At 70.0% G+C, this 19,985-nt stretch carries 16 protein-coding genes and 1 pseudogene; 5 read left to right on the top strand and 12 right to left on the bottom strand.

Translation table 11 applies throughout. The features are described 5' to 3' along the window. Positions 1–79: 79 nt before the first annotated feature. A complete protein-coding gene (locus AB0D49_RS41530) occupies positions 80–1,705 on the bottom strand; it encodes a hypothetical protein (protein ID WP_362769407.1) in 1,626 nt (541 codons plus the stop codon). 477 nt (positions 1,706–2,182) lie between these two features. After that, the gene (locus AB0D49_RS41525; RefSeq protein WP_362769404.1) at positions 2,183–2,638 is read right to left on the bottom strand and encodes a hypothetical protein; all 456 of its coding nucleotides are present in this window, start codon (positions 2,636–2,638) and stop codon (positions 2,183–2,185) included. Positions 2,639–3,261: 623 nt separating this feature from the next. Between AB0D49_RS41525 and AB0D49_RS41520 the strand changes: the two genes are divergently transcribed. Continuing rightward, positions 3,262–3,999: a hypothetical protein gene (locus AB0D49_RS41520; RefSeq protein ID WP_362769401.1), complete on the top strand. Its 738-nt coding sequence runs from the start codon at positions 3,262–3,264 to the stop codon at positions 3,997–3,999. Between the two features lie 180 nt (positions 4,000–4,179). Here AB0D49_RS41520 and AB0D49_RS41515 read toward each other — a convergent pair. After that, a pseudogene (locus AB0D49_RS41515) lies at positions 4,180–4,458 on the bottom strand (bifunctional DNA primase/polymerase); the annotation flags it as partial. A 231-nt stretch (positions 4,459–4,689) separates the two neighbouring features. Then, positions 4,690–5,139 (bottom strand): hypothetical protein, encoded by a 450-nt coding sequence (locus AB0D49_RS41510; RefSeq protein WP_362769398.1) that lies wholly within the window; start codon positions 5,137–5,139, stop codon positions 4,690–4,692. Positions 5,140–5,395: 256 nt separating this feature from the next. Between AB0D49_RS41510 and AB0D49_RS41505 the strand changes: the two genes are divergently transcribed. Next, complete coding sequence (locus AB0D49_RS41505; protein ID WP_362769396.1) at positions 5,396–6,049, top strand: hypothetical protein; 654 nt, start codon at positions 5,396–5,398, stop codon at positions 6,047–6,049. 215 nt (positions 6,050–6,264) lie between these two features. Here the strand turns inward: AB0D49_RS41505 and AB0D49_RS41500 are convergent, their stop codons facing one another. From AB0D49_RS41500 to AB0D49_RS41490, 3 genes are all read right to left on the bottom strand, one after another. Continuing rightward, the gene (locus tag AB0D49_RS41500; RefSeq protein ID WP_362769393.1) at positions 6,265–6,603 is read right to left on the bottom strand and encodes a hypothetical protein; all 339 of its coding nucleotides are present in this window, start codon (positions 6,601–6,603) and stop codon (positions 6,265–6,267) included. Between the two features lie 176 nt (positions 6,604–6,779). Further along, positions 6,780–7,736, bottom strand: a complete 957-nt coding sequence (locus AB0D49_RS41495; protein ID WP_362769390.1) for a hypothetical protein — start codon at positions 7,734–7,736, stop codon at positions 6,780–6,782. Between the two features lie 594 nt (positions 7,737–8,330). Beyond that, positions 8,331–11,063, bottom strand: coding sequence for a VCBS repeat-containing protein (locus AB0D49_RS41490; RefSeq protein ID WP_362769387.1), 2,733 nt, complete (start codon positions 11,061–11,063; stop codon positions 8,331–8,333). Positions 11,064–11,468: 405 nt separating this feature from the next. Here AB0D49_RS41490 and AB0D49_RS41485 point away from each other — a divergent pair, with 405 nt between their 5' ends. Beyond that, entirely contained in the window at positions 11,469–11,753 is a 285-nt protein-coding gene (locus tag AB0D49_RS41485; protein ID WP_362769384.1) for a hypothetical protein, read from the top strand. Positions 11,754–12,194: 441 nt separating this feature from the next. On the opposite strand, the gene AB0D49_RS41480 is transcribed toward AB0D49_RS41485, so the two are convergent. The 5 genes from AB0D49_RS41480 to AB0D49_RS41460 all read right to left on the bottom strand — a co-directional run bounded on the left by AB0D49_RS41480 (position 12,195) and on the right by AB0D49_RS41460 (position 16,941). After that, the gene (locus tag AB0D49_RS41480) at positions 12,195–13,385 is read right to left on the bottom strand and encodes a hypothetical protein (RefSeq protein WP_362769381.1); all 1,191 of its coding nucleotides are present in this window, start codon (positions 13,383–13,385) and stop codon (positions 12,195–12,197) included. Between the two features lie 932 nt (positions 13,386–14,317). Beyond that, complete coding sequence (locus AB0D49_RS41475) at positions 14,318–14,641, bottom strand: hypothetical protein (protein WP_362769378.1); 324 nt, start codon at positions 14,639–14,641, stop codon at positions 14,318–14,320. 211 nt (positions 14,642–14,852) lie between these two features. Further along, complete coding sequence (locus AB0D49_RS41470) at positions 14,853–15,005, bottom strand: hypothetical protein (RefSeq protein WP_362769375.1); 153 nt, start codon at positions 15,003–15,005, stop codon at positions 14,853–14,855. Positions 15,006–15,474: 469 nt separating this feature from the next. Beyond that, positions 15,475–15,939 carry a hypothetical protein gene (locus AB0D49_RS41465; protein WP_362769372.1) on the bottom strand — a complete coding sequence of 155 codons (465 nt, stop codon included), beginning with the start codon at positions 15,937–15,939 and terminating at the stop codon, positions 15,475–15,477. 129 nt (positions 15,940–16,068) lie between these two features. After that, complete coding sequence (locus tag AB0D49_RS41460) at positions 16,069–16,941, bottom strand: DMT family transporter (protein ID WP_362769369.1); 873 nt, start codon at positions 16,939–16,941, stop codon at positions 16,069–16,071. 524 nt (positions 16,942–17,465) lie between these two features. Here AB0D49_RS41460 and AB0D49_RS41455 point away from each other — a divergent pair. Continuing rightward, positions 17,466–18,941, top strand: a complete 1,476-nt coding sequence (locus tag AB0D49_RS41455) for a radical SAM protein (protein ID WP_362769366.1) — start codon at positions 17,466–17,468, stop codon at positions 18,939–18,941. A 181-nt stretch (positions 18,942–19,122) separates the two neighbouring features. Beyond that, a complete protein-coding gene (locus tag AB0D49_RS41450) occupies positions 19,123–19,647 on the top strand; it encodes a DUF1877 family protein (protein WP_362769363.1) in 525 nt (174 codons plus the stop codon). The last annotated feature ends 338 nt before the right edge of the window (positions 19,648–19,985 follow it).

Here is a 19,985-nt window from a genome sequence, read left to right as displayed (position 1 = left end):
CCCTCGTAGCGGAGCTACTAGGGCTTTTGTCCGGTGCGGCGAGAGTGCGTGCCGGGCGTCGCGACGCCACGGAGATCCGTCAGACACCCCCTAGGGCCAGGCGGCGCATCCGCCCGGCGGGGGCGTCGGCATAGCGCAGCAGGCCCGTGCGGGGGAAGTTGGGGTGGCCGCGGGGGCGGTCGGGGTGAGTGAAGCTGCCGTCCCACCAGCGCCAGACCTCCAGCAGCATCTCGGCCGGGGCGTCATCGCACGATTCGGCGAGGAACAGGCGGACCGTCCGGTCCTCGTCCCGGGCCAGACGCTCCACGACGTCCGGTGGAAGGTGCCGGGCTCGGGCCACGCTGCGGCGGATGAGCGGATGGGACGATTCGGCGAGGCGGCGCATCGCGTCGGTGTCACCGTGCAGGGCCTCGACCCAGGGCAGAGTGTGCGACAGCGTCGTCGGGTCGACGTCGTAGCGCACCGCGGCACGCTGCTCCTCGTTGAGGTCGGGCCGCAGTGCCACCGCCGAGCGGATGTCGTCGTACGGGTCCTCGGCCAGGATGGCGACGCTGTGGGCGCTGAGCTCCGGGTTGGCGGCCAGTGCCCGGCGTGCCTTCGCGTCCCCGTCCCGGACCAGCTCCGCCTCCAGAGCGGGTGAGAGACGGCACTGTTCGAGCGCGCGCCGGGGCGCGGGCAGCGCGGCGAAGACCGCGCCAGGCATGGGGACGCTGGTGTGGTGGGCGAGCAGCGCCGCCGTGCGCACCGTGTCGTCGGTGTCGGCCAGGAGTCGCTCCCGCAGGGGCGCGGCGAGGTCTTCCCACCGGGCGCAGACAGTCGCCCGTATCCGGGGATCGGCGTCGGCCGCGAGGCTGGGGAGGTGGTGTGCGGGCAGGCCCGGGAGTTCGGCGGCCTGTGCGCGGGACGGGCCGGCGAGGAGGTCGTCGTAAAGGTCCCCGGGGAGTTCGACGCCCCGGGCGCAGGCGTGCTCAGCCCAGAGCACTCGCCGGCTCGGTGACGGTTCGGCGCGGACCAGGCGTACCCACTGACCGGGTGTGAGCTTGGGCCGGAAGGTGTCCGCGGGCCCCGAGCGCACCCGCGGATCGGGATGCGCCACGGCGGCGTCGAGTACGGCGGGCCGGTCGCAGCCGTACAGGAAGCTCACTTCCACATCCAGCAGCCGGATCAGCAGTTCGTCCGGCGCGGCCGGACTCGACCCGATCCCCTTCGCCCAGTGCGAAGGCCATGCCGGCCGGCCGGGCACCGCCGCCCACACCTCGGCGCGGTCGGTCTCCGTCTCGCTCCCGGCGGCCGTGGCGGCCTCCTCCAGCCGTTCCGGCAGTCGGTCGAGGGCCGTCACCCGAGGCCCGTCCGTGCCAGGCACCTGCGCCAGCAGCACCTGCCCGTCGAGGGAGAGCGCCACGAACCCGGGAAGGCCTGTCAGCCCCGGCACGCCGCCGCCGGCGTAGCGGACCCGGGTCCACCGGGAGTCGTTGCCGCCGATCCGATGTCCGAGGACGGCCACCAGGAACTCGCCGTCGGCACCTGCGAGGCGGCGCCACCACTCGGCGTCGAGCGCTTCCCCGGCCGGGTCGTCCGGCGCCGCGATCCCCCGCGCGATCCGCCAGCCGGCCTCCGGCGGGAACAGACTGCCAGGGCGCACGTCCTCGACAAACGTGAGTCCGGCGCATGGGAGCAGTTCGTGGAGTTCCTCTCGGCGTTGCACGCGGTCATGATCCCCGCCGACTCGCGGTGGGACAAGGCCCTCCGCCCAGGCGCAACCCTCCCTCACCCGCGCACACGTCATTGGCTGCGCTGCCGTTCGACCCTGCCCGGACAGCCGAACCACCTGGCCGTGGAGTCCCGAGACGGCACAGGACAACACCAGGTGCGCCTTGATCGCATACGGGGACGTTGTCGCACAGCGGGACAGTCTCGTACGGGAAGCCGCAGCGACGGGGATCTCGGAAGCGGAAACGGCCCGGCTGACGGGACTGTCACGCAACACGGTCCGCAAAATCCTCGGAAAGGCCGCGGGCGCATCCGGGCCGGCTGCCGGCTGCTGAGTACAGCAAGCGCGACACCGGCCCCGTGCGGTGAGCGGCGCCCCGTATGAGATGCCACTCCGCCCACGCCGATGGCCCCGGACTCGGGCCAGCACCGGCACGCGTGCGAACCATCTCCGCGGGACAGACCGCTCCTTTCAACGAAGGATCAGCGGGTCACGATCCTGTGACCCACCTGCCCAGAGAACGGTCTCGTCCTCCTCGGATCTACCGGCCGTCAGGGAGGCCTCACAGCCGTCCTCGAAGCGGATCAGTACCGACGTGGCGCCACTGCCCGTGATCGTGCTCCACATGCCCCGCCCGGACTTCTTCCGCATCCCCGCCGAGCCACACTCGAAGTACTCCAGAGGGAGCGCGGAGGCCGAGAAAGCGGCGTCGGCTCTCAGCGACAGTTCCGCCCCCGCACCCGACCACACCCGCACCAGCCCGGCGTCCGGGACCAGCTTCCCCTCCGGATAGCGGTCGTAGTCCGTGGACACGTAACACGCGGACGACACCAGACCCACGAGCAACGCCAGACCAGCGCGGTGCGCCACCGTCCACGATCGCCCGCCAAATCGCACCGGCCCGACCGGCAACTGGTTCCCCTTCACCCCTGCCACCCCCACCCAGGAATCATCGCCTTCGTCACTCCGGGGAGAAGACTGTCAAAGTCCGGAGCAAGAAGGGCGCAAGAGTGCGCCGGAGCCTGGCGGGGTGGGCTACCGCGAGAGGGTCGGTTTCTCGCAGGTTCTCCCATGGCACGAGTCCGGCACCCTCCAGACGCTCCATCGCCTCCAGGGCGACGCCATCAACACCCAGGCACCGCGTTCGTGCAACGCACCCGAAGCGAGCACCCTCTCCGGGGAGAGAGTCAGAGCGTGCCGAATTCGTTCCCCTTTGAGCCAACGATCGCGTGGTCGCCGGGATGAGGATCGATCCCACCATCGCTCCAGGCCGTGCCTCACCGTCGGTGCCCCGCAGAACCCTGTCGACGCCGGTGATGCCGGGGCCGCCGGGGCACTGCACGTGCAGGCGCATGGGGTTGGGGTCGAGGATCGGGAAGCCGATGAGCTTGGGGTTGACGTCGCCTGGGTCGGCCGGACCAAGGGTAGAGTCCGCACGTGCGCTGACCTTCCGGGCAGCGGTCAAAGACCGCTGCGGACGGTGCGGGTGCCCCAGGTGAGCCGGGGCGCCCGCCTGCCATACCCGTCACCACGTCACCGGAGATCACTCAATGCCCGATCAGAAACACCTCGCATACGACGCGTTCGTCGAACTCGCCGCCGCCGATCCGGCCGTCGTCGGCCTTGTACTCAAAGGCTCCCAGGCACACGAAGGCATGACCACCGAGCACTCCGACCACGACCTGTACGTCGTACTCGCTGATGGAGCGAGAACGCAACTCACCAGGTTCGCAGGGCACCGCACCCCAGAGCTCGACCTCGTCATCGTCTCCCTCGGCGAGTTCCGCGCCGCCGGGATGCCCGGCTTCGAGCGATACGCCCTCGCCCGAGCCCGGATCGTGCTCGACCGGTCCGGCGGAGTCATCGCCCAGATCCTGGCCGACAAGGCGCAGCTCGCCGCCGACGAAGCCTTCCACGAGGCAGACACATGGCTCGACGCCTACGCCAACTCCCTCTACCGCTCCGTGAAGAACGACCGCGACGGCAAGGCCCTCGCGGCCCGGCTCGACGCCGCCGACAGCATCAGGTTCCTGCTGGAGCTGCTCTTCGCCCTGGACCGGCGACCCCGCCCCTACAACAAGTACCTGGAATGGGAACTCACCCGGTTCCCGCTGCCCGACTGGAACACCGAGCTGCTGCTCGGCGCTGTGAACCACATCTCAGCCACGGGCGACGCATCCGCACAGCGCCGCCTCTTCGCCCAGGTCGAAGCAGCTGCCCGGCAGACCGGACACGAAGAAGTACTGGACGCGTGGGGTGAGGACCTGCACCTGATGCGACCTCAGTAGGGCAGGGTTCGGCTACCAAGGGCGCCTATCGGAAGTGGATCATGCACATGGGGTGTCGGCATGTCCCTGAGCCACACAGTCCTCTCGTCGGGTCGTCCGATCGAGCTCACCGAGCTTGGGATGTCTACGACCAATGGCGGGATGCTGAAGGGCTATCCGTGTCAGCGCCCACAGGTAGAGATGCCGGCCGTGCCGGGTACGGACCGTCGTGCTGCGCGACCAGGGCTCCCCCGCCGCCCGGCACATGCCGCGGAACTGGGCCTCGCCGCTGCGGCCGTCGATGTCGAGCACAACCAGACCGTGCTCACCGGATGGTCGGCGGGCCACCCCGACGTTCGCGGCTTCGGGCCAGGTGGCGCGGATGTGCCCGGGGTCGGAACTGGCCCGCTGCTGCGAGCCGGGTTGGGGCACCCGGCCACCGGGCGGCAGCGGGAAGACGGCCACTCCCGAGGCAGCCAGTCTCGACGCTCACGCTGCCATCTCCCGGTCTCGCCGCAGCCGTAGACGTACTCGGCGTGCGGGACACCGATGCGTACGGCGGCGCTGTGCTCGGGACCGGCATCGGGGTCGTTGTCCAGGTCCAGACATTCGCCCGTCGCAGCCTCCACATCCGTGCGCGGAGTCCAGCCACACATACGCGGGCGGCTTGAGTAGTGGGGCCCTCGGCCGGGGCGAGCCCTGAAGCCGACGTCACTCTCTGGGAGAGCTGGCCATCCGCCGTCGTTCGGGAAAGCGGAAGTTTCCGTCGACATACGATTCCAAGTCGTGGACGAGGAGCAGTTCATACGTGGACAGCTTGTCGAGCTGCCGGTAGACGTACCGCGCCAGCTCCTCAGAGCTCTTCCACTCCGGGCAGTCCCCCCGATAGTAGAGATCAATGGCAATGGGGTGGCTCTCGAAGACTGGCCAGACCCACTCACCCCCTGCGGGCAGCAGCATGATGATCGCAGCTGCGTGGGGAGTTCTCACCTGGTACATCGCGCCGCTCAGCGTCACCTCTGGTGCATGAAGCACTCCAGAGACATCCTCGGCGAGCTGCCGTTCCCACGCCGCATCCGCCTCACCCTCCACCGGTGCGGCATAGATCTCAAAACCCTCCACGCTCACCGCTTCCCACCTGGGATCCTGCTTCTCAGACACCCACCGTACATCTGCACACACCAGCCCAGCCTGCCGATTCTGGTTCCGCCTCTGCCGCCGCCAACGGCCCGGACCTCACTGGAACTCGGGCCTCCCGGGCGGGTAGTGGCTGCCCGCAGCGTTCGGGGAGGAGAGTCCCGGGGCGAAGCGGTGGCCGATGGGAAAGCAGATAACCCACGTGCGGCGCTCGGCCGGAACTCTCCTCCGGCTGCCATCGGGCCTATGCCTGCCGATGTGGCCGGTCCAGAATGCTGCCGTGGCTGAAGACGAGCAGAGCGGCATAGAACCGCCTTCATTCCTGACATGCGTGACAGAGCTGGCCCAGATGCTGGGCGTCGGAGACGTCAGTATGGAGCCGGAGGACCGGCATGCCCGCCACCTTGCCCATGCGGTGCGCAAGCCCCTGCTCCGACGTGCGAGTCTGCCCGACGAGTGGTTCGTCCCCCTGATGGCGGCAGCCGTGTACGACCCGGATCCCAGCTTCTGCCGCTGGTTCGTCGAGCCGGCGGTCTACGCGTTCGGGCGCCGCCGTGTGATGGCGGCATTGGTCGACTACCTGCAGTTCGGTACGGATGCCGAGCGAGCCGGTGCCATGCGGGCCTGGTACTGCGCCCATGTGCCGTTGCGTGCAGACCGGTCTCCGGCGTACGGACCCGGCGGGGTACGTGATCCCGCGCTGGACGAGTCACAGGACATCAAGGCCGCCTGGCTGGAGGCATCCCTGCGGGTATTCGCCGAATCCACCGACCTGCGGATACGCCACCGTGTCCTACTGGGCCTGCCTGCCTCCCGCGCGGCATACCCGCCACACCTGCACGAACTACTCGAAAGCACACTCACTTCCGCCGGGGCCCATCCCGACCCACACATCCGTCGCTGGGCCGCAGCAGCAGACCGCGAGGAAGTCTGAGCCCGCCCCTTACCCCTCCTGACAGCTACGGGCCATCGCCTGGCGACAAGGCCACGCAGGAAAAACTCGTGGACGTCGTGGAGATACTGCTGTCATGGCCGTCCCCAGCAACTCGCCCGCATTCCAGCGGAGTGTCTCGCCTCCTGCCGACAGTCCGCGAGTTCGCTGGAGCTATGCGTCCCCCCGTGCTGACGGTCGTCGGTCCGGATCGGCCGTCACGTACGGAGATTGGGGCTCGACGACGGCTCACCGTCGCTTCCCGTGTCGTCGCGGGCCACCCGGAGCAGCGCGAGCGCGGCTGCGCCGTCGTCGGCACGGTCCTCAGGCAGTTCCGTGACGCCCGCGATCTCCCGCCAGCGTGGGTCACAGGCGAAGGCGCGGCGGGCCTGATGGGCGTGGACCGCGTGCAGCAGCGCGGTGATCGACACGTGCGGCGTGCGGTAGCGGATCTCGTCGGCGGCGTCCGTGTATTGCTCGGTGAGGCGGGCCTGTTCCTCGTCCATCATGTACGGGACCGGCCTGGGCGGTCGCGCCGGACCCTCAGCGTGCGTCATGCCTCTCGCTCTCGCGGGCACAGCGGCATGCTGACAACATCGCGCTGACGGCGCAGTGCCGTACTGCGGGGCGGACGGCGCGCGGCCCGGCAGACGAGGAGCGCCGGTGGACAGGTGGAGGTGACCAGAGGACATGGAAGCCTCTGTCTTGAGGTGGAGGACGAGGAGAGGTCACGTCACATCCTGGCCTTCGTCGTGAGCATTTCATCGATGCAGCCGCGCAGCCCGGCGTCGGTGGGGCCGCTCCAGGTGAGCCATGGCACCGGCTGGAGCAGGTTGTCGTACGGGCGGACGCCGGGGCCGGTGAGGAAGGCGCGGAGTTCGTCCGGGGCGGGGTCGGTGACCAGGCTCAGCCAGGCCAGGCCGGCGCCGATGCGGACCTCGGGCGGTCGGGTGGGGTCCGACCAGAGGCCCCGGGCCCAGCAGGGAGCGCGGTCGTCCTGGTGTTCGCGGGCGAGTTGGGCGATGGCCAGGATCAGGCTGACCCGGACCGCCGCATCGGCTTCCTTCGCCAGCCTGAGGTGCAGGGCCTGGGAGACACGTGAATGCTCGCCGGTTGCCGCCGCCAGGACGTAGGCGGTCACGGAGCGGACCTCGGGGTCGGGGCCGGACAGATGCGGGAGCAGTAGGTGCAGGTCGTCCGTGACGGCCTGGCGGGCGGCCTGGACCGTCCAGTCCACCGGGCACATCGTGCTGCCGTCGATCACCGACGGGTCCTCGGCGACCTGGAGCAGGCCTTCGCGTGATCCGTCGCCCATGTGCTGGCACCGGCCGATCTCGGCGATCAGGCGAAGGGTCCGGGCACGGAGCCCGGGGTGCCCGGTCGTCGCGATCCGCAGGAGGAACGGCACCGCGAGTGCTCCCACCGCGATCGTGCCGCCCTGATGATGCAGACTGGCCCACAGCTGCTCCACGGCCCTTTCCGCAGCTTCGGCGTCCCCTGACGCGAGCGTGGCGAGCAGGCCGGGGATCTCCTCGCCCGGCCCGTAGAAGTGCGGGAACCGCTGCCAGGGCACCTCGTCATACCCGAACCCGTCCCTGACCTCCCGCGGGACCGCACCCAATGCCGCCCGCACATCGCAGTCCGTGCCGGCCCACCGTTCCGGCCAGCCCGCCCAAACGTCATCCTCCACGGCTCGGCCTTCCACTACACCGACAGCACCCGAACCCCCGGGAGTCTAACGACCGGTGATCAAGAGCACGGTTCCTCACTCCCGTCTTCCGGTGGTACCGCACGACACGACCATCACGTCACATCTCGTGAGTGTCCGCAGCGCTCAAGATCGCCCGCTGCTGCCAGATCCGAGACCCTTCAGTCCGGGGAGCAGTGGGTGCACCGGAGAGCCGTGTCCGCCGGCGACGATCCCGATGGTGGTGCGGCAGAGGATTCTGGAGGGCGGGACATGCTGCTCAGTTCTTGCTGAGAGTCTGGAGCACTGCGCGGGCCGGGGACAACAATGCGGTTCAGTGCGCTGGTAGTCGATCCACGAGGGGCTGTAGGGGCTGAAGGCGTGCCTGGCGGCACCGGACAGCGGGCGGCGGGACGTTCAGGCGGTGAGTGCGCTTGGGGAGCAGATCGACTCCCGGAGCGGCTCCCGGCGAATCCTGGTGGGGGAACGGTCCATCACACAGTCATGTGGTGGACCGTTCCCCGGCACGGCGGGGGGGGAGGCGCCGCGGATGTGCCTTGCCTCTGCCTCTCCACGCCGGGGTGCATGGCGAGCTGGCTAGAAGATTCCCTTGTAGTTCTGCCAGCCGGTGGCGATCTTCACGCGGGCGGCGAAGGTCCCGTTGCCGTGGCCGGACTGGCGGAAGAGATTGCCTGCGGTGTCCCGGGCGATCAGGTCGGCTTTGCCGTCGCCGGTGATGTCCCCGACGCCGACGACCCGGTTGTACGAGGAGCCCCAGCCCGCGGCGATCTTCGTCCGCGGGCCGAGAGTGCCGTTGCCCTTCCCGAAGTACCGGTACAGGTTGTTCGACTTGTCCTGCGCGATGAGGTCGCCGATCCCGTCACCGTTCAGGTCCCCGGCCCCGACGATCTTCTTGTACGTCTTCCAGTTGTCGTGCATCTTCACGCGCGCGGCGAGCTTGCCGCCGGGTGCGCCCTTGTACAGGTACACCGCGCCGGTGGAAGCGTTGCGGGCGATCACGTCGGGGCGGCCGTCCTTGGTGATGTCACCGGGGGAGGTGAGGACGTCGTACTGGTTCCAGCCGGTGCCCAGCGTCGTGTACGGCGTCGGCGGCTTCAGCGCCGCCCCGCAGGCCGGCCGGTACAGCCGCAGGGTGCCGCTGCTCAGCCGGACCAGGACGTCGTTGCAGCGATCCCCGCTCAGGTCCCCGACGGGCACCGGGAGGGTGCCGGTCGCCCAGCCGCTGCCGCTGACCGTCCCGGAGAACGTGCCCCGGCCCGTGCCCTGCTGGAACGTCAGGGTGCCGGAGGAGCTGAGGGTGAGCAGGTCGCCGATGCCGTCCCGCCCGGCGTGGTCCCGCCGGACCGGCGTCGCGAGGGAACCCGCGGTGAGGACGTGGATGCGCTCTTCGGTGTCGACGAACGCCACCTGGTTCCCGTACGGGTCGAGGGTCCAGCCGGTGCGGCGGTCCGAGGTCGTGCCCTGCGGCCACAGGTTGGACGGGGCGGGCAGATCGGCGATGTCGCCGGTGACCGCACGCCCGGAGCGGACATCGGTGCGTACCAGCTTGCCGCGGGCGTTGTCGTGGCGGACCAGGAACCCGTCGGCCAGCAGAGCGTCACCCACCGGCACGGCCACCGATCGCCCCCGGGAGCGGTCGAACACCCCGGCCTTGCGCTGCGCGGCGCAGGCCCAGTACACAAACCGGCCGTTGACCTGTAGCTCGCTGGGTACGCAGCCCGAGCCGATGCTGACCGCGACCGCCGGGACGGTCGACCCGAGGCGGCTCACCGACAGGTGCCCCGCCGTGGCCGTCGTCGTCCACAGCTGTCCGTCCCACACGGTGGCGGCGTTCGCCGTGCGCGTCGACACGACCTTGGACTGTGTCCAGTCGACGACGAACTGCTTCCTGTTCGCGCCGCCGGACAACAGCGCGTACCGTCCCGCCGCAGCCTCGACCTCGCCGAAGAAGCCGGGCACCGTCAGCGTCTGGACCTCGCCCGTGGGCGTACGGCGGTGGACCCACTGGGTGGTGTCCCAGTCGGAGTAGACGACGGACCCGTCACCGGCCCCGACCAGCCGGACGCAGTCGTAGTGAGACTGACACGGCTTCACCCAGCCGCCGGCCTGCCGGACCGGTCCTGCCTGGGGGACCGGTCCGGCGGACACCGTACGCGTGTTGAACATGACGTCGTAGCCCGGGGGCGAGGTCTGGTCGGTCCAGGCCAGAGTGCCGCCCGCCAGTGACAGCCCGTCGACGGGCGCGGGCAGCGGCGGCAGGTCCATCAGTTCCCGGACGGCGATCTGCCCGTCCGGCCCTTCGGAGAGCCGGTGCACGCCCCAGTCCCTCTTGTCGGGACCGCCGGGCACGATGGCCGACCCGTCCGGCGACGGCCAGATCCAGCCCTGCATCCGCGCAAGCAGCGTGCGCCACTCACCGGCGTCGGTGAGGGGTCTGGTGAGCACGGCACGGGGCCCGTCCCCGAAGGTGGCCACCACGACGTGGTCACCGATGACCGTGAACTCGGACATGTCTTCGGTGCCTTGGGGAGGAACCACGGTCACCGGCCCGTCGAGCGCGTCGCGGCGCAGCAGCCGCGCCCCGCTTCCCGGGTACCACCAGCCGACGTAGTCCTCACTCAGCACGGGCAGTCGGGCCGAACGCGCGTCGTAGGGGCTGAACACCCTGGCCCATGTTCCGTCGCGGACATCGACGAGGACGAGCTGGTTGAGGAAGACCGCGGGGTCCTCGGTGGGGACGCGGTAGCGCATGAGCAGCGAGCGGTCGTCTCGCTCGCTCACCTCGAGGAGCTTCGCGCCGACGGGCCAGCCGGTCAGTATCGTGTCGCTGGTGCCGCCCTGGGCCGTCGTCTTCAGCAGGTGTACTTCACGCCTGTCGGCGGCCCCGCCCCGGTAGGCGACGACGACGCCCTCGCCCGCGGTACCGGAGTACCCCATCCCGGCCGGAACGGTGATCGTGCCCTTGTCCGCGCCGGAGCCGATCGCCCGGAACTGGACGACGCGTCGCCCCTCGGCGTCGGTCGACAGGGTGTACGTCGTGTCCGACTGGGCGAGCCCGTTGGGCCGCTCCGTACCGGCGAACTCGGTCACCTCCCTGGTCCGGCCCGTCGCGTAGTCGGTCCAGAGCAAACCGGCCGTGCCTTCCGGGCTCGACAGTACGCCGGTGTCCCCGAAGCCCCCGAACACCGGGTTGCGCGGGAAGTACCGGTCCGCGGCGGGCAGGACGATCCCGTCCCCGCCGACGGCCGGCGCCGCCGCTGCCGGCACGGCAGCCAGCGCACCCGCGGTCAGCGCAACGGCCGCCGCCATGGCCGTGCCTCCCCGGCCGGACAGACGACGACGTACGATCCAGTAGCTCTGCACGAAACCCCCCGGGCCCTTCGACCCTGAACAGCTGTCACCCCAACAGCCCCAAATGACCTGTGCATGTCCTATGCGCGGGGAGCGTATCAGCGTACGACGGCCCGGAGACGCGCGCAGAGAGCCCTATCGCGGTATGCCGGAATAGACCAGGACGAGGACGGCAACACCGGGCCCCGAGCCGGGAGGTGGCGCCTTTCCGCACCATCGCCCTGACCCCGCCGAGTCCGCGAGGGCCTGGCTGCACAGCCGCCTGATGAGGTTTCCTGCTTCTGGCTCGACCGGCGCAGGCGGGCGCGGCCGATCGTCCCTGCCATCGCCCGCGGCTTCCACCGCGACGCACCCATCGTCGTCATGGACGAACCCACCTCCGCCCTCGACGCCCGCGCCGAACACCAGCTCTTCACCCGCCTGCGCGCCCTCGCCCACGGCCGCGCCGCGACCGTGTTCATCACCCACCGCCTCGCCAACGCCGCCGTCGCAGACCGCGTCATCGTCCTCCACGACGGACGCATCGCCGAAAGCGGCACGTACCACGAACTCCGCGCCGCAGGCGGCCTGTTCGCCGAGCGCAAGCATCTGCGGGACCGCCGCACAGACGACATACCGGCCGAAGCGAACGCGGGCGCAGCGCGCTGACACCCCGGCGCCGAGCCCCGACGGGCGGGACATGGGCCGGGCTGGATGCCGGCCCGCACCCCGCCGCCGTCAGCGGCCCGGCGCTGGTGGTCTGCCCGGAGGCGTGACGCTTCCGCGAACGCCTCCCTCCCCGCGGCATCAGGCAGCAGACTCACCCTCACGGCCCTCGTCGTGGTCACGTGCATCTTGGTCGGAGCACATGGCCAGACGAGGGCCGCCCCCACGTCCGGCGAACCCCCAGGCGAGCGACCCAGTACGAGACACCGCCGTTCGAGACTGGAAGAAAAGGGACAAGCTCAGGTCGCTCGCATGCGCTCACCGACCGCCGTAGTCGGCGCCTCGCCCACGGCACCGGCTCCCAGGGGCTGTAACGCGGTGCTCCATGCGACCGGTCGGCGGGTGACTGACCGGTCCGGTCCGGCCGGAGAGCGACGTTCGGTGTCACGTGGCCTCGCCCGGCGGGCCGAGCCGTGCGTCAGGCATACGCAGGTAGAGGTTGTCGAGTACCTTCCCGGCCTTGAGCCACGCGAGTTCCTGTGCCTCCAGCGCGGCGATGGCCTGCGCTTCGTCGGCGAACTCGCGGTCGGCGCGGGCGCCGTGCTGTCCGGTCACCCAGCCGTCGCCCCACACCCCGACGGCGTATTCACCGCTGTAGCGGCGCATCAGCGACCCGCGCCGGGGGTGCGACCAGGCCGGAACCTGCCGGAACGAGCGTGGCAGTGAGCCGGCGAAGTGCCCGACCAGCCCGGCCGCTTCCTCGGCCGTCGGCGGGGACAGCCAGAGGGAGTAGCTCATCTCGGCCTGACCGCGCGAGGAGTAGTACGTGCCCTCCATGAGCAGGACATGGCGCCCGTAGCGCCGTGCCGCCCGGTAGGCGTGCTTGCCCGAGAAGGCCACCACCTGCTGGTCGCATCCGGTCGCCTCGGCGACGAAGTCGGTGTCGTCGGCGGGGTTCAGCGTGAACGGCACGGGTGACGCCGTGCTGGCCCGGCCGTCGAAGACGATGACCTCGGCGCGGAACAGGTCGATGTACCAGACCCGGGCGCCGTCGGGCTCGGAGAACAGCCGGAACGCCGGATGGTGCCGCGCGGTGGCCCAGGCGACCAGTTCGACCGCCTGTTCCGTCCAGTCGGCGGCGGGTGTGTCCGCCCTCAGCAGTTCGGCGGCGGCCCGGTCGAACGCGCCGGTGGCGAGCCGGTCCATGTCCCGGACACAGTCCGGGCAGTCGTCCACACCGCCCTCCCTGAAGGTGTGGAACCCGCGGTGCTTGCGCAGCGCCCGCCCCGCCTTGTGCCGGCGCCACAGCGCGTACCACGCGGCTGCCCGGCCCCGGTCGTACTGGCGCACCGCGGCCTGGACCCCGTAGCCCAGGATGCGTACCGCTGCCTCCGTGTCGGCCCCCTCCGCCCAGCGGCCGACCCAGTGATCGACGCTCTCCACGACCTCCCGGTCGTTGCGCAGCTCCGTGCGCCGCCCCGACCGATACGTCCCAGGCGTGCTGCGGGCGGCGGAGACGTACGCGTCGACGGTGCGGGTCCTCGGCCCGGGGGCGGCTCGCAGCCGTGCCATCACCGAGCGGTGCAGCTCCGGCGTCCACACCTGGCCCATCTCAGGGATCTCCCCGTCCGTCACGTCCCGTCCCTTCCCGGCCGTCCCGCCCAACCATGTGTCCGGACTCGGCGCCGGCTCCGATACACCCAACACCCGTTCGACCGCGCACAGTACCTGACCTGGCGCCGCGATCCCCGCGGGGTCCACGGCCGCCTCATCCACCCAGTGAGTACCGCAGCCGCCGCGGGCCGGCCCAGCGTGTTCAGGGAGCCGGCGATCCTCTTCGGGGTCAGCCGGACCTGCCCAGTGCAGGCGAACGCCTCGGAAGCCGCGCTGACCGCATCGCAGGCGGCCATGAATACCGGATCTTCGCCGCGCAGCGCGCTGAAGGTACGGCCGAGGACCAGTTCGGCGCGCGAAGGAGCCATCCCGAGCGCGAGCAGACGCAGGTACTCCGCCCGCGCTATCCGGCCGCGTTCCTCAGAGGCATCCGGTTCCCGGCCCGCGAGTGCCACGGCCAGCCGCACGTCCCGGCGGGCGGTTGCCCATACCGACGCCAAAGTCGATGCCCAGGTCCTCAGCGGCGGCGTCTGAGCTCCTGGACCAGGTGCTCAGTCACACGGGCAGCGAGCGGGAGCGGCGACGCTGCGGGCACCGGGTCGGTCATATCCGCACCTCACGGCCATGCAAGCCGCCCCTCGCCCGCACCGTGCAAGCTCCGGCGAAGCCGCCTCCGCCCGGCAGCGGCAACCGCCCGCCCCTTCCCGCACTCCGCGGTCGGCGGGCACCTCCACAGCAGTGACCTCCCGGTGGATATGTCGCAGTGACTCGAACGACACCGCCGGACGATCGAAAAGGACCACGGCCAGGCTGGCCGGCCGCCGCCGACTCCACCGCCACGAACACAAGGCGGGTGCACTTGATCGCCTTCACCAGCCCCACACGCACCCTCATCTGCTGCCGCGGACTCGACATGGCTCCCTGCGCCGAGAGACGGGCGTCGGCCGACCGGACTACGGGAGGTCTGTGCTCGGTTGGCGACGCCAGTCCCATCCGGGGTATCGGTCCAGCAGCATGAGGAACTCGTGCGCCGGAAGGATCTCGTGGTGGTTGGTGTCGAGAAGACCGTCCACACCGGGCAGGACATCGCGGAGAAAGGCCCGTGCCGCGTCCATGGACTGGCACGACACATAGACCGCGTACGGTTCGCCGATCCGGGACCGCACCTCTACGAGCTCCTCCGGCTCGTAGTCCGCCAGTATCCCGCCGGAGAGGTCGAGGTAGTACGCGTACCCGTGCTGGTGCAGCTTCTCGCCGCCCGTCACGGGATCCGGCACCAGGTCAAGGCAACGGAGTCGCCCTTCGAGCGACGGGCGTCGCTCCGCGGGGACAAGGATGATCACAGATGGCCAGGACACGAGTCCACCTCCCCGCGCCACCGTAGTCGAGCGATCCCCTCGGGTCGCCGGACTTTCCGTTGGTAGGGGGCGGATCTCTGCCGGGGAGAGATCCTCTGGCAGATGCCCGTCAACGAATGGCCGTGGCTTCTCACACCGCGCGCTCCATACAGACCAGTTGGTCCCGCTCGTCCCACGCCTCCGTGATGGTGAATCCGAGCCGCTCGTACAGGGCGATGGCGTCGGTCCGCCACCTCTGCACCGACAGCCGCACCGCACGGACACCGCTTTCCGCGGCATGCACCAGCGCGACGCCGACCAGGCTGGACGCGATGTCCCGCCCTCCACACCGTCGACGGGCAAACCCTTCTCGGCCTGCACCTGCCGATGGTGGGCCGCGAGCAGACCTACCGGTCCGTCCCGGACGGGAACGCGCCTGACCCGGCCGGCGGACGATGGCGATCTCACGTTGATCAGTCATGACACGGGCATCGCATGACGCGTACGAGGACGCGTACGAGGACGCGTACGAGGAGCCTGATCCGCCTTCGGTGAACGCCCTGGAGCCGGAGGTGACCCAGGCGGATCTCCGTCCAGATACGTCACCACCCGCCCCTGAGCCCCGCCACCCGGTGGGACGCCCGGCGGTGGCTGCCGCAGACCCGCCGGTCCGAAGCAGCCACCGCACGACGCCGTCACACGGCGGTGTGCAGCGCCCCGTGGACGCGCAGGTTGCTGCTGACCGCCCTCAGGTCGTCGCTGGTGTGCGGCACTCACTTGTCCGTACCGGTGTGACCGGACAGGTGCCAGAACTCCACGAGATGGCGCTGCACGCCCTGGCCCGTTCCCTCGTCCTCTGACAGCGCTGGGGCCTGCGCCCGCCCGGTGCAGCCCGCACGTACCCGCCATCGGCCGGGCTCGCCCAGCGCGAAAGCGTCCCCGGTGCGCCCCGTGCTCATGGGCCACACGGCGACCTCTCCGCTGGACGACACGGAGTCGGCCACGCTCCGCTCGTCCCAGCCGGAGGGGTCCCGCTCCGGTGGCTGTCCGTCCCACACCTCGACGTCGACCAGGGCGGTGTGAGTGTGACCGGCACCCGGGAAAGGCGTTGAGGAACACGCCGTGCTCGAACTCGTCCGGGAAGGGCGTGGGCAGGTCGGCTCGTCGGACTCCTGAAGACCGAAGGCGCGGAAGCTCACATCGGCTTCGAGACGGTACTGCCGGACAAGCTCGGCCACGAGCGTGCTCCTTCCACCCGGCCCAGGGACGGTCTTCGCCGAACGTAGGCTCCCGGCGCAGCGCACTCAGCCGCAGCCGTTCCCAACGGGCCAGGAGCGCGGTGAGTACAGCGATGGCGGCGTGGGCGCTCAGCCCTGTCTCCGGTGCCGCCCCCGGCTCCGCCGGCCGGACCGGTACTCCACCACCACCATCGCGATGAGGACAAGGGCGCAGCCGAACGCGTGGCGGGTGGACAGATGGTGACCGGCGAGCAGGCCGAAGAGGGCGGCGAAGACGGGTTCCAGTGTCATGATGAGGCCTGCTCGGGCGGCGCTGAGTCTGGTCTGGGCCCACGTCTGGAGGACCAGCGCGGCGGCGGTCGCCAGCACCGCTGTCCAGAGCACCCCGAACCAGGCGGACCGGTCGGGCGGTACGAGGGTGAGGCCGTGGGGCGAGAACGCAGCCGAGGCAGTCGCCGCGACGAGGGCCACCGTCACCATCTGGGCGAGCGCGAGACCGCAGGCGTCGCGGCCGTCCGCCCACAGGTCGGTTCCGAGGAGCTGGAGGGTGATGCACAGGGCGCAGCCCAGGGTGAGTGTCTCGCCGATGCCCAGGGTGAGTCCGCGCAGACTGAGCAGGGCCAGGCCGGCCGTCGCCAGCGCGGTCCCCGCCCAGGTCACCGGTGTGACCTTGCGGCGCAGCACCAGGACCGACAGGAACGGGGTGAAGACCACGAACGTTCCGCTGACGAAGGCGGAGACGGTCGCCGAGGTGCGTTGCAGTCCGAGCGCCTGGAGGATGCAGGCGCCGCCGAGGGCGAGGCCGAGCGCGGCACCCCGGCTCCAGCCCGCCCGGTCGAGGGAGATCACCGCCCGTGGCCGCAGTGCGGCCAGCACCAGTGCCCCGATCAGAAAGCGGGCGGCGACGAAGTCAAGAGCCGGCATCCGCTGGGTCGAGTCCTGGATGACCAGGAAGGTGGAGCCCCAGACCGCGGTCACCGCGACCAGGGCGAGCACGGCCATGAGATGCGGTGCCCCGGGGGTGGCTGTGCCGGTCGCGGTGTGCCGACCGGTGATCGGGGCGCGGCCGGGGCGGAGCGGCGCGGGGTGAGCACTGCGCGGGACTTCCTGACCGGCTCTTCGCTGCGCTCCTCGATCCGTGGTGCGGGGGACTTCTTGGGGGATTCCAAGAGGGTCCGTTCGTTGAATTCCTTGATCGTGGATAGAGGGCACGGAACCATCTATGCAGCTTCGCGGATTGCCCGCCAGGCGATCGCCTGATGGGGTAGAGGAAAGGTCCGGTGGGGCAATGACGGACATGCTCGTGCGACGGGGGCGGATCTATTGCGGACAGGTCGGCGGGCCGCTCGCCTCGCAGTGGGGTTTGTGATTCCCGGTAAATCCGCTCACCGTGTGGTCGTCAACGGCCTTTCGGGTGGCCCCTCCTACCCTTCCGGCCATTGCCATGCCACCGCTGGTCCCCTCTAGGATCTGCGTCGGTTCCGGTTGTGGTCACGGGCCGGTGCCGGATTCTGCGAGGAGGGAAAATGCGGGTCGCCTTCGTCCACACCCCCATGTCCACCGTCCCCGTCCCCCAGCGCCAGGGTTTCTGGCAGAACTTCGATATTCAGTATCATGCGGCCTATCCGGGTCTGAGGCACATGAAGAACAACATGTGGGAGCTGCCGCACTGGATGCTCTGGCTCGCCGGAGTGCTGGTCGCCCGGGACTTCACCGACCTAGGGGTGGTGGACCTCTACACCGAACCGAACGCGTTCAGCGCGCCGGGAACCATGGCCTCCGACATCGTGGAAGCAGCCGTACGCGCGCAGCCCGCGGACGTGTACCTGTTCTCGCCGATGACGGTGAACCTCTGCTACGCCTATGAGATCGCCGACGCCGTCAAGCGGGTGCTACCCGGCGCGGTCGTGGTCTTCGGCGGGGTCGCCGCGACGCCGCTGGCCCACGAGGTCGCCGCCCACCCATCGGTCGACTACGTCGTCGTGGAGCGCGGTGAGCAGGCGCTGCCCGCGCTGCTGGACGCCCTGGCCGCCGGGGGCGACGTGTCCGACGTCGGTCACCTCGTCCACCGCGGCCCGGACGGCGCACCGGTGCGGACCTCACGCCGCTACCGCGATCTCGCGCCCGCCGAGATTCCCTTCCCCAAGGTGGACCTCTTTCCGTCCGGGACCGGCGAGGACATTCGCTATCTGCGCCAGGTGTATGCCCTGGGCTGCCCGTACAAGTGCACATTTTGTACGATCCAGACGATAGGGCGACGGCCCGACTACTTCCCGCTGGACCGCGTCCGCGACGAGATACGCGCCTACCGGGAACACTACGGAAATCACCACAACATCTACTGGGGTGACGAGACCTTCACCCTGCACCCGGAACATACCCTGGAACTCCTGGAGATGCTGGAACAGGAAGGCGGCATCAACTACGACTGCCAGACCCGGCTGAACTGCCTCACCGACGAAAGGATATTGCACAAACTGAGGTCCAGCGGCTGCCAGTGGGTGGAGATCGGACTGGAGACGGGGGTCCAGGAAAGCCACGAGACGCATAAGCACCATATGAAACTGGGTGCCGTCAAGGACACGCTCAAGAAGGTGCGGGACGCCGGGCTCGCCGCCTGTGCATTCACTGTCAACGGTTTTCCCGACCAGAGTCCGGACGACATGCGCCGCAGCATCGACTGGGTGTGCGGGCTGATCGCCGAGGATCTGTTACAGGCGACGTATCTGTTCGGGCTGGTCCCGTATCCCGGGAGCGCGATGTTCGAACAGCCCGAGCGTTTCGGCATGACACTGCTCCATCGTGACTTCCGCCTCTACCACGAGGATCTGCCGCCCGTCTTCACCACCGCCAGGGCGACCCCGGACGAGGCGTACGCGGTGTTCCTGGAGGGGCTCGGCCTCTTCGCGCAGGCCATGGACAAGCCTCCGTACTTCGGCGCGGCGCCCGCCCCCGGCACGGCCGCCGCGTACGGCACGTTCTGGGCCGATGCCCACGTCTGAGGCCGGCAGTCGGTGCGTGTACGGGTGACGGGTGGGGGCAGTGACGGGCTGTCAGCGCCGAGCGGCCCGGACGCCTGGGCCGAATGAGCAGACGGCGCCCGGTCAGTGGCAAGCGGCCCGGGATTCCCACCAACAAGACCAGGCAGGAAGAGCCGGTGGACGTCGTGGAGTTACTGCCGTCATGGCCGTCACCCAGCAGCTCGCCCGTATTCCGGCGGAGTATCTCGCCTCCTGCCGCCAGTCCGCCAACGCGTCGCCGGATGGAGATCCGCTCTGGGATCCACCGTCCGCGGACGTCCTCGACCTGGACTGGGCGGGGTTGCTGATCGAACGGATCTGCGCGCTGGGAGGGCTCGACGACGCTCGTCGTAGTGCTCTCCGGCAAGCTCTCGAGGGCGAGACCGCCATCGGCCTGGCCTTCCTCAACACGCCTCCGCACGCCGTCGCCCCCTTCGGGCCCGCCCCCACGGCCCTCTCAGCGGCTCAAGTGGATCGCATCGCGGAACTGCTCGGGCAGATCGACTTCCCGGCCCTCCTTGCCGCCCTGCCGGCAGACGAAGCCGAGGCCGCCACCTTGATCGGCAAAGGCGCAGACGAGATCGTCGGTGGCCCGAAGAAGTATGCGCTGGGACACTTCAACGCCCTGCGCGAGTTCTACCATGCCGCCTCCCGCCGGGGTCTTCTTGTCGTGCTCTGGTGGGACTGACACGGACCGCTCCACCGGCGGCTGACATCAGAAGTGCTGCTGGCGACCAACCGGCGCGGGGAGCAGGCTGTGCCTGCACATCCTCCAGTCCGCCCTCGGCCTGATCAACACAGTGATGATCCAGCACGCCCTGACGCGGCCAGAGCGGGAGGAGGCGCTGACCGGCGCGGGGCGCGGGCTCACTCCGCTGTTCCACACCGACATGCCCCCATACGACGAGATCCGTCTGCGGACCGACCGTCGCTTAGAACTCCTAACTAAATGGCACTCAACCCCTTGGAATGTGTGAGTCTGACGGCTTGTTAGCCTGGGCATGAAGAGGGGTGAGCAGCGTCCGT

This window comes from Streptomyces sp. NPDC048290, from assembly GCF_040652095.1.
GTDB lineage: Bacteria > Actinomycetota > Actinomycetes > Streptomycetales > Streptomycetaceae > Streptomyces.
The sequence above is the reverse complement of the archived record's forward strand: the minus strand, read 5'-3'. Positions and strand labels throughout refer to the sequence as shown.

What these genes read in the sequence shown, in the direction of transcription:
- AB0D49_RS41520 (WP_362769401.1), top strand. Translation starts at nt 3,262, where the DNA reads ATGCCCGATCAGAAACACCTCGCATACGACGCGTTCGTCGAACTCGCC.
- AB0D49_RS41500 (WP_362769393.1), bottom strand. Translation starts at nt 6,603, where the DNA reads ATGACGCACGCTGAGGGTCCGGCGCGACCGCCCAGGCCGGTCCCGTAC.
- AB0D49_RS41490 (WP_362769387.1), bottom strand. Translation starts at nt 11,063, where the DNA reads ATGGCGGCGGCCGTTGCGCTGACCGCGGGTGCGCTGGCTGCCGTGCCG.
- AB0D49_RS41485 (WP_362769384.1), top strand. Translation starts at nt 11,469, where the DNA reads ATGGACGAACCCACCTCCGCCCTCGACGCCCGCGCCGAACACCAGCTC.
- AB0D49_RS41460 (WP_362769369.1), bottom strand. Translation starts at nt 16,941, where the DNA reads ATGGCCGTGCTCGCCCTGGTCGCGGTGACCGCGGTCTGGGGCTCCACC.
- AB0D49_RS41455 (WP_362769366.1), top strand. Translation starts at nt 17,466, where the DNA reads ATGCGGGTCGCCTTCGTCCACACCCCCATGTCCACCGTCCCCGTCCCC.
- AB0D49_RS41450 (WP_362769363.1), top strand. Translation starts at nt 19,123, where the DNA reads ATGGCCGTCACCCAGCAGCTCGCCCGTATTCCGGCGGAGTATCTCGCC.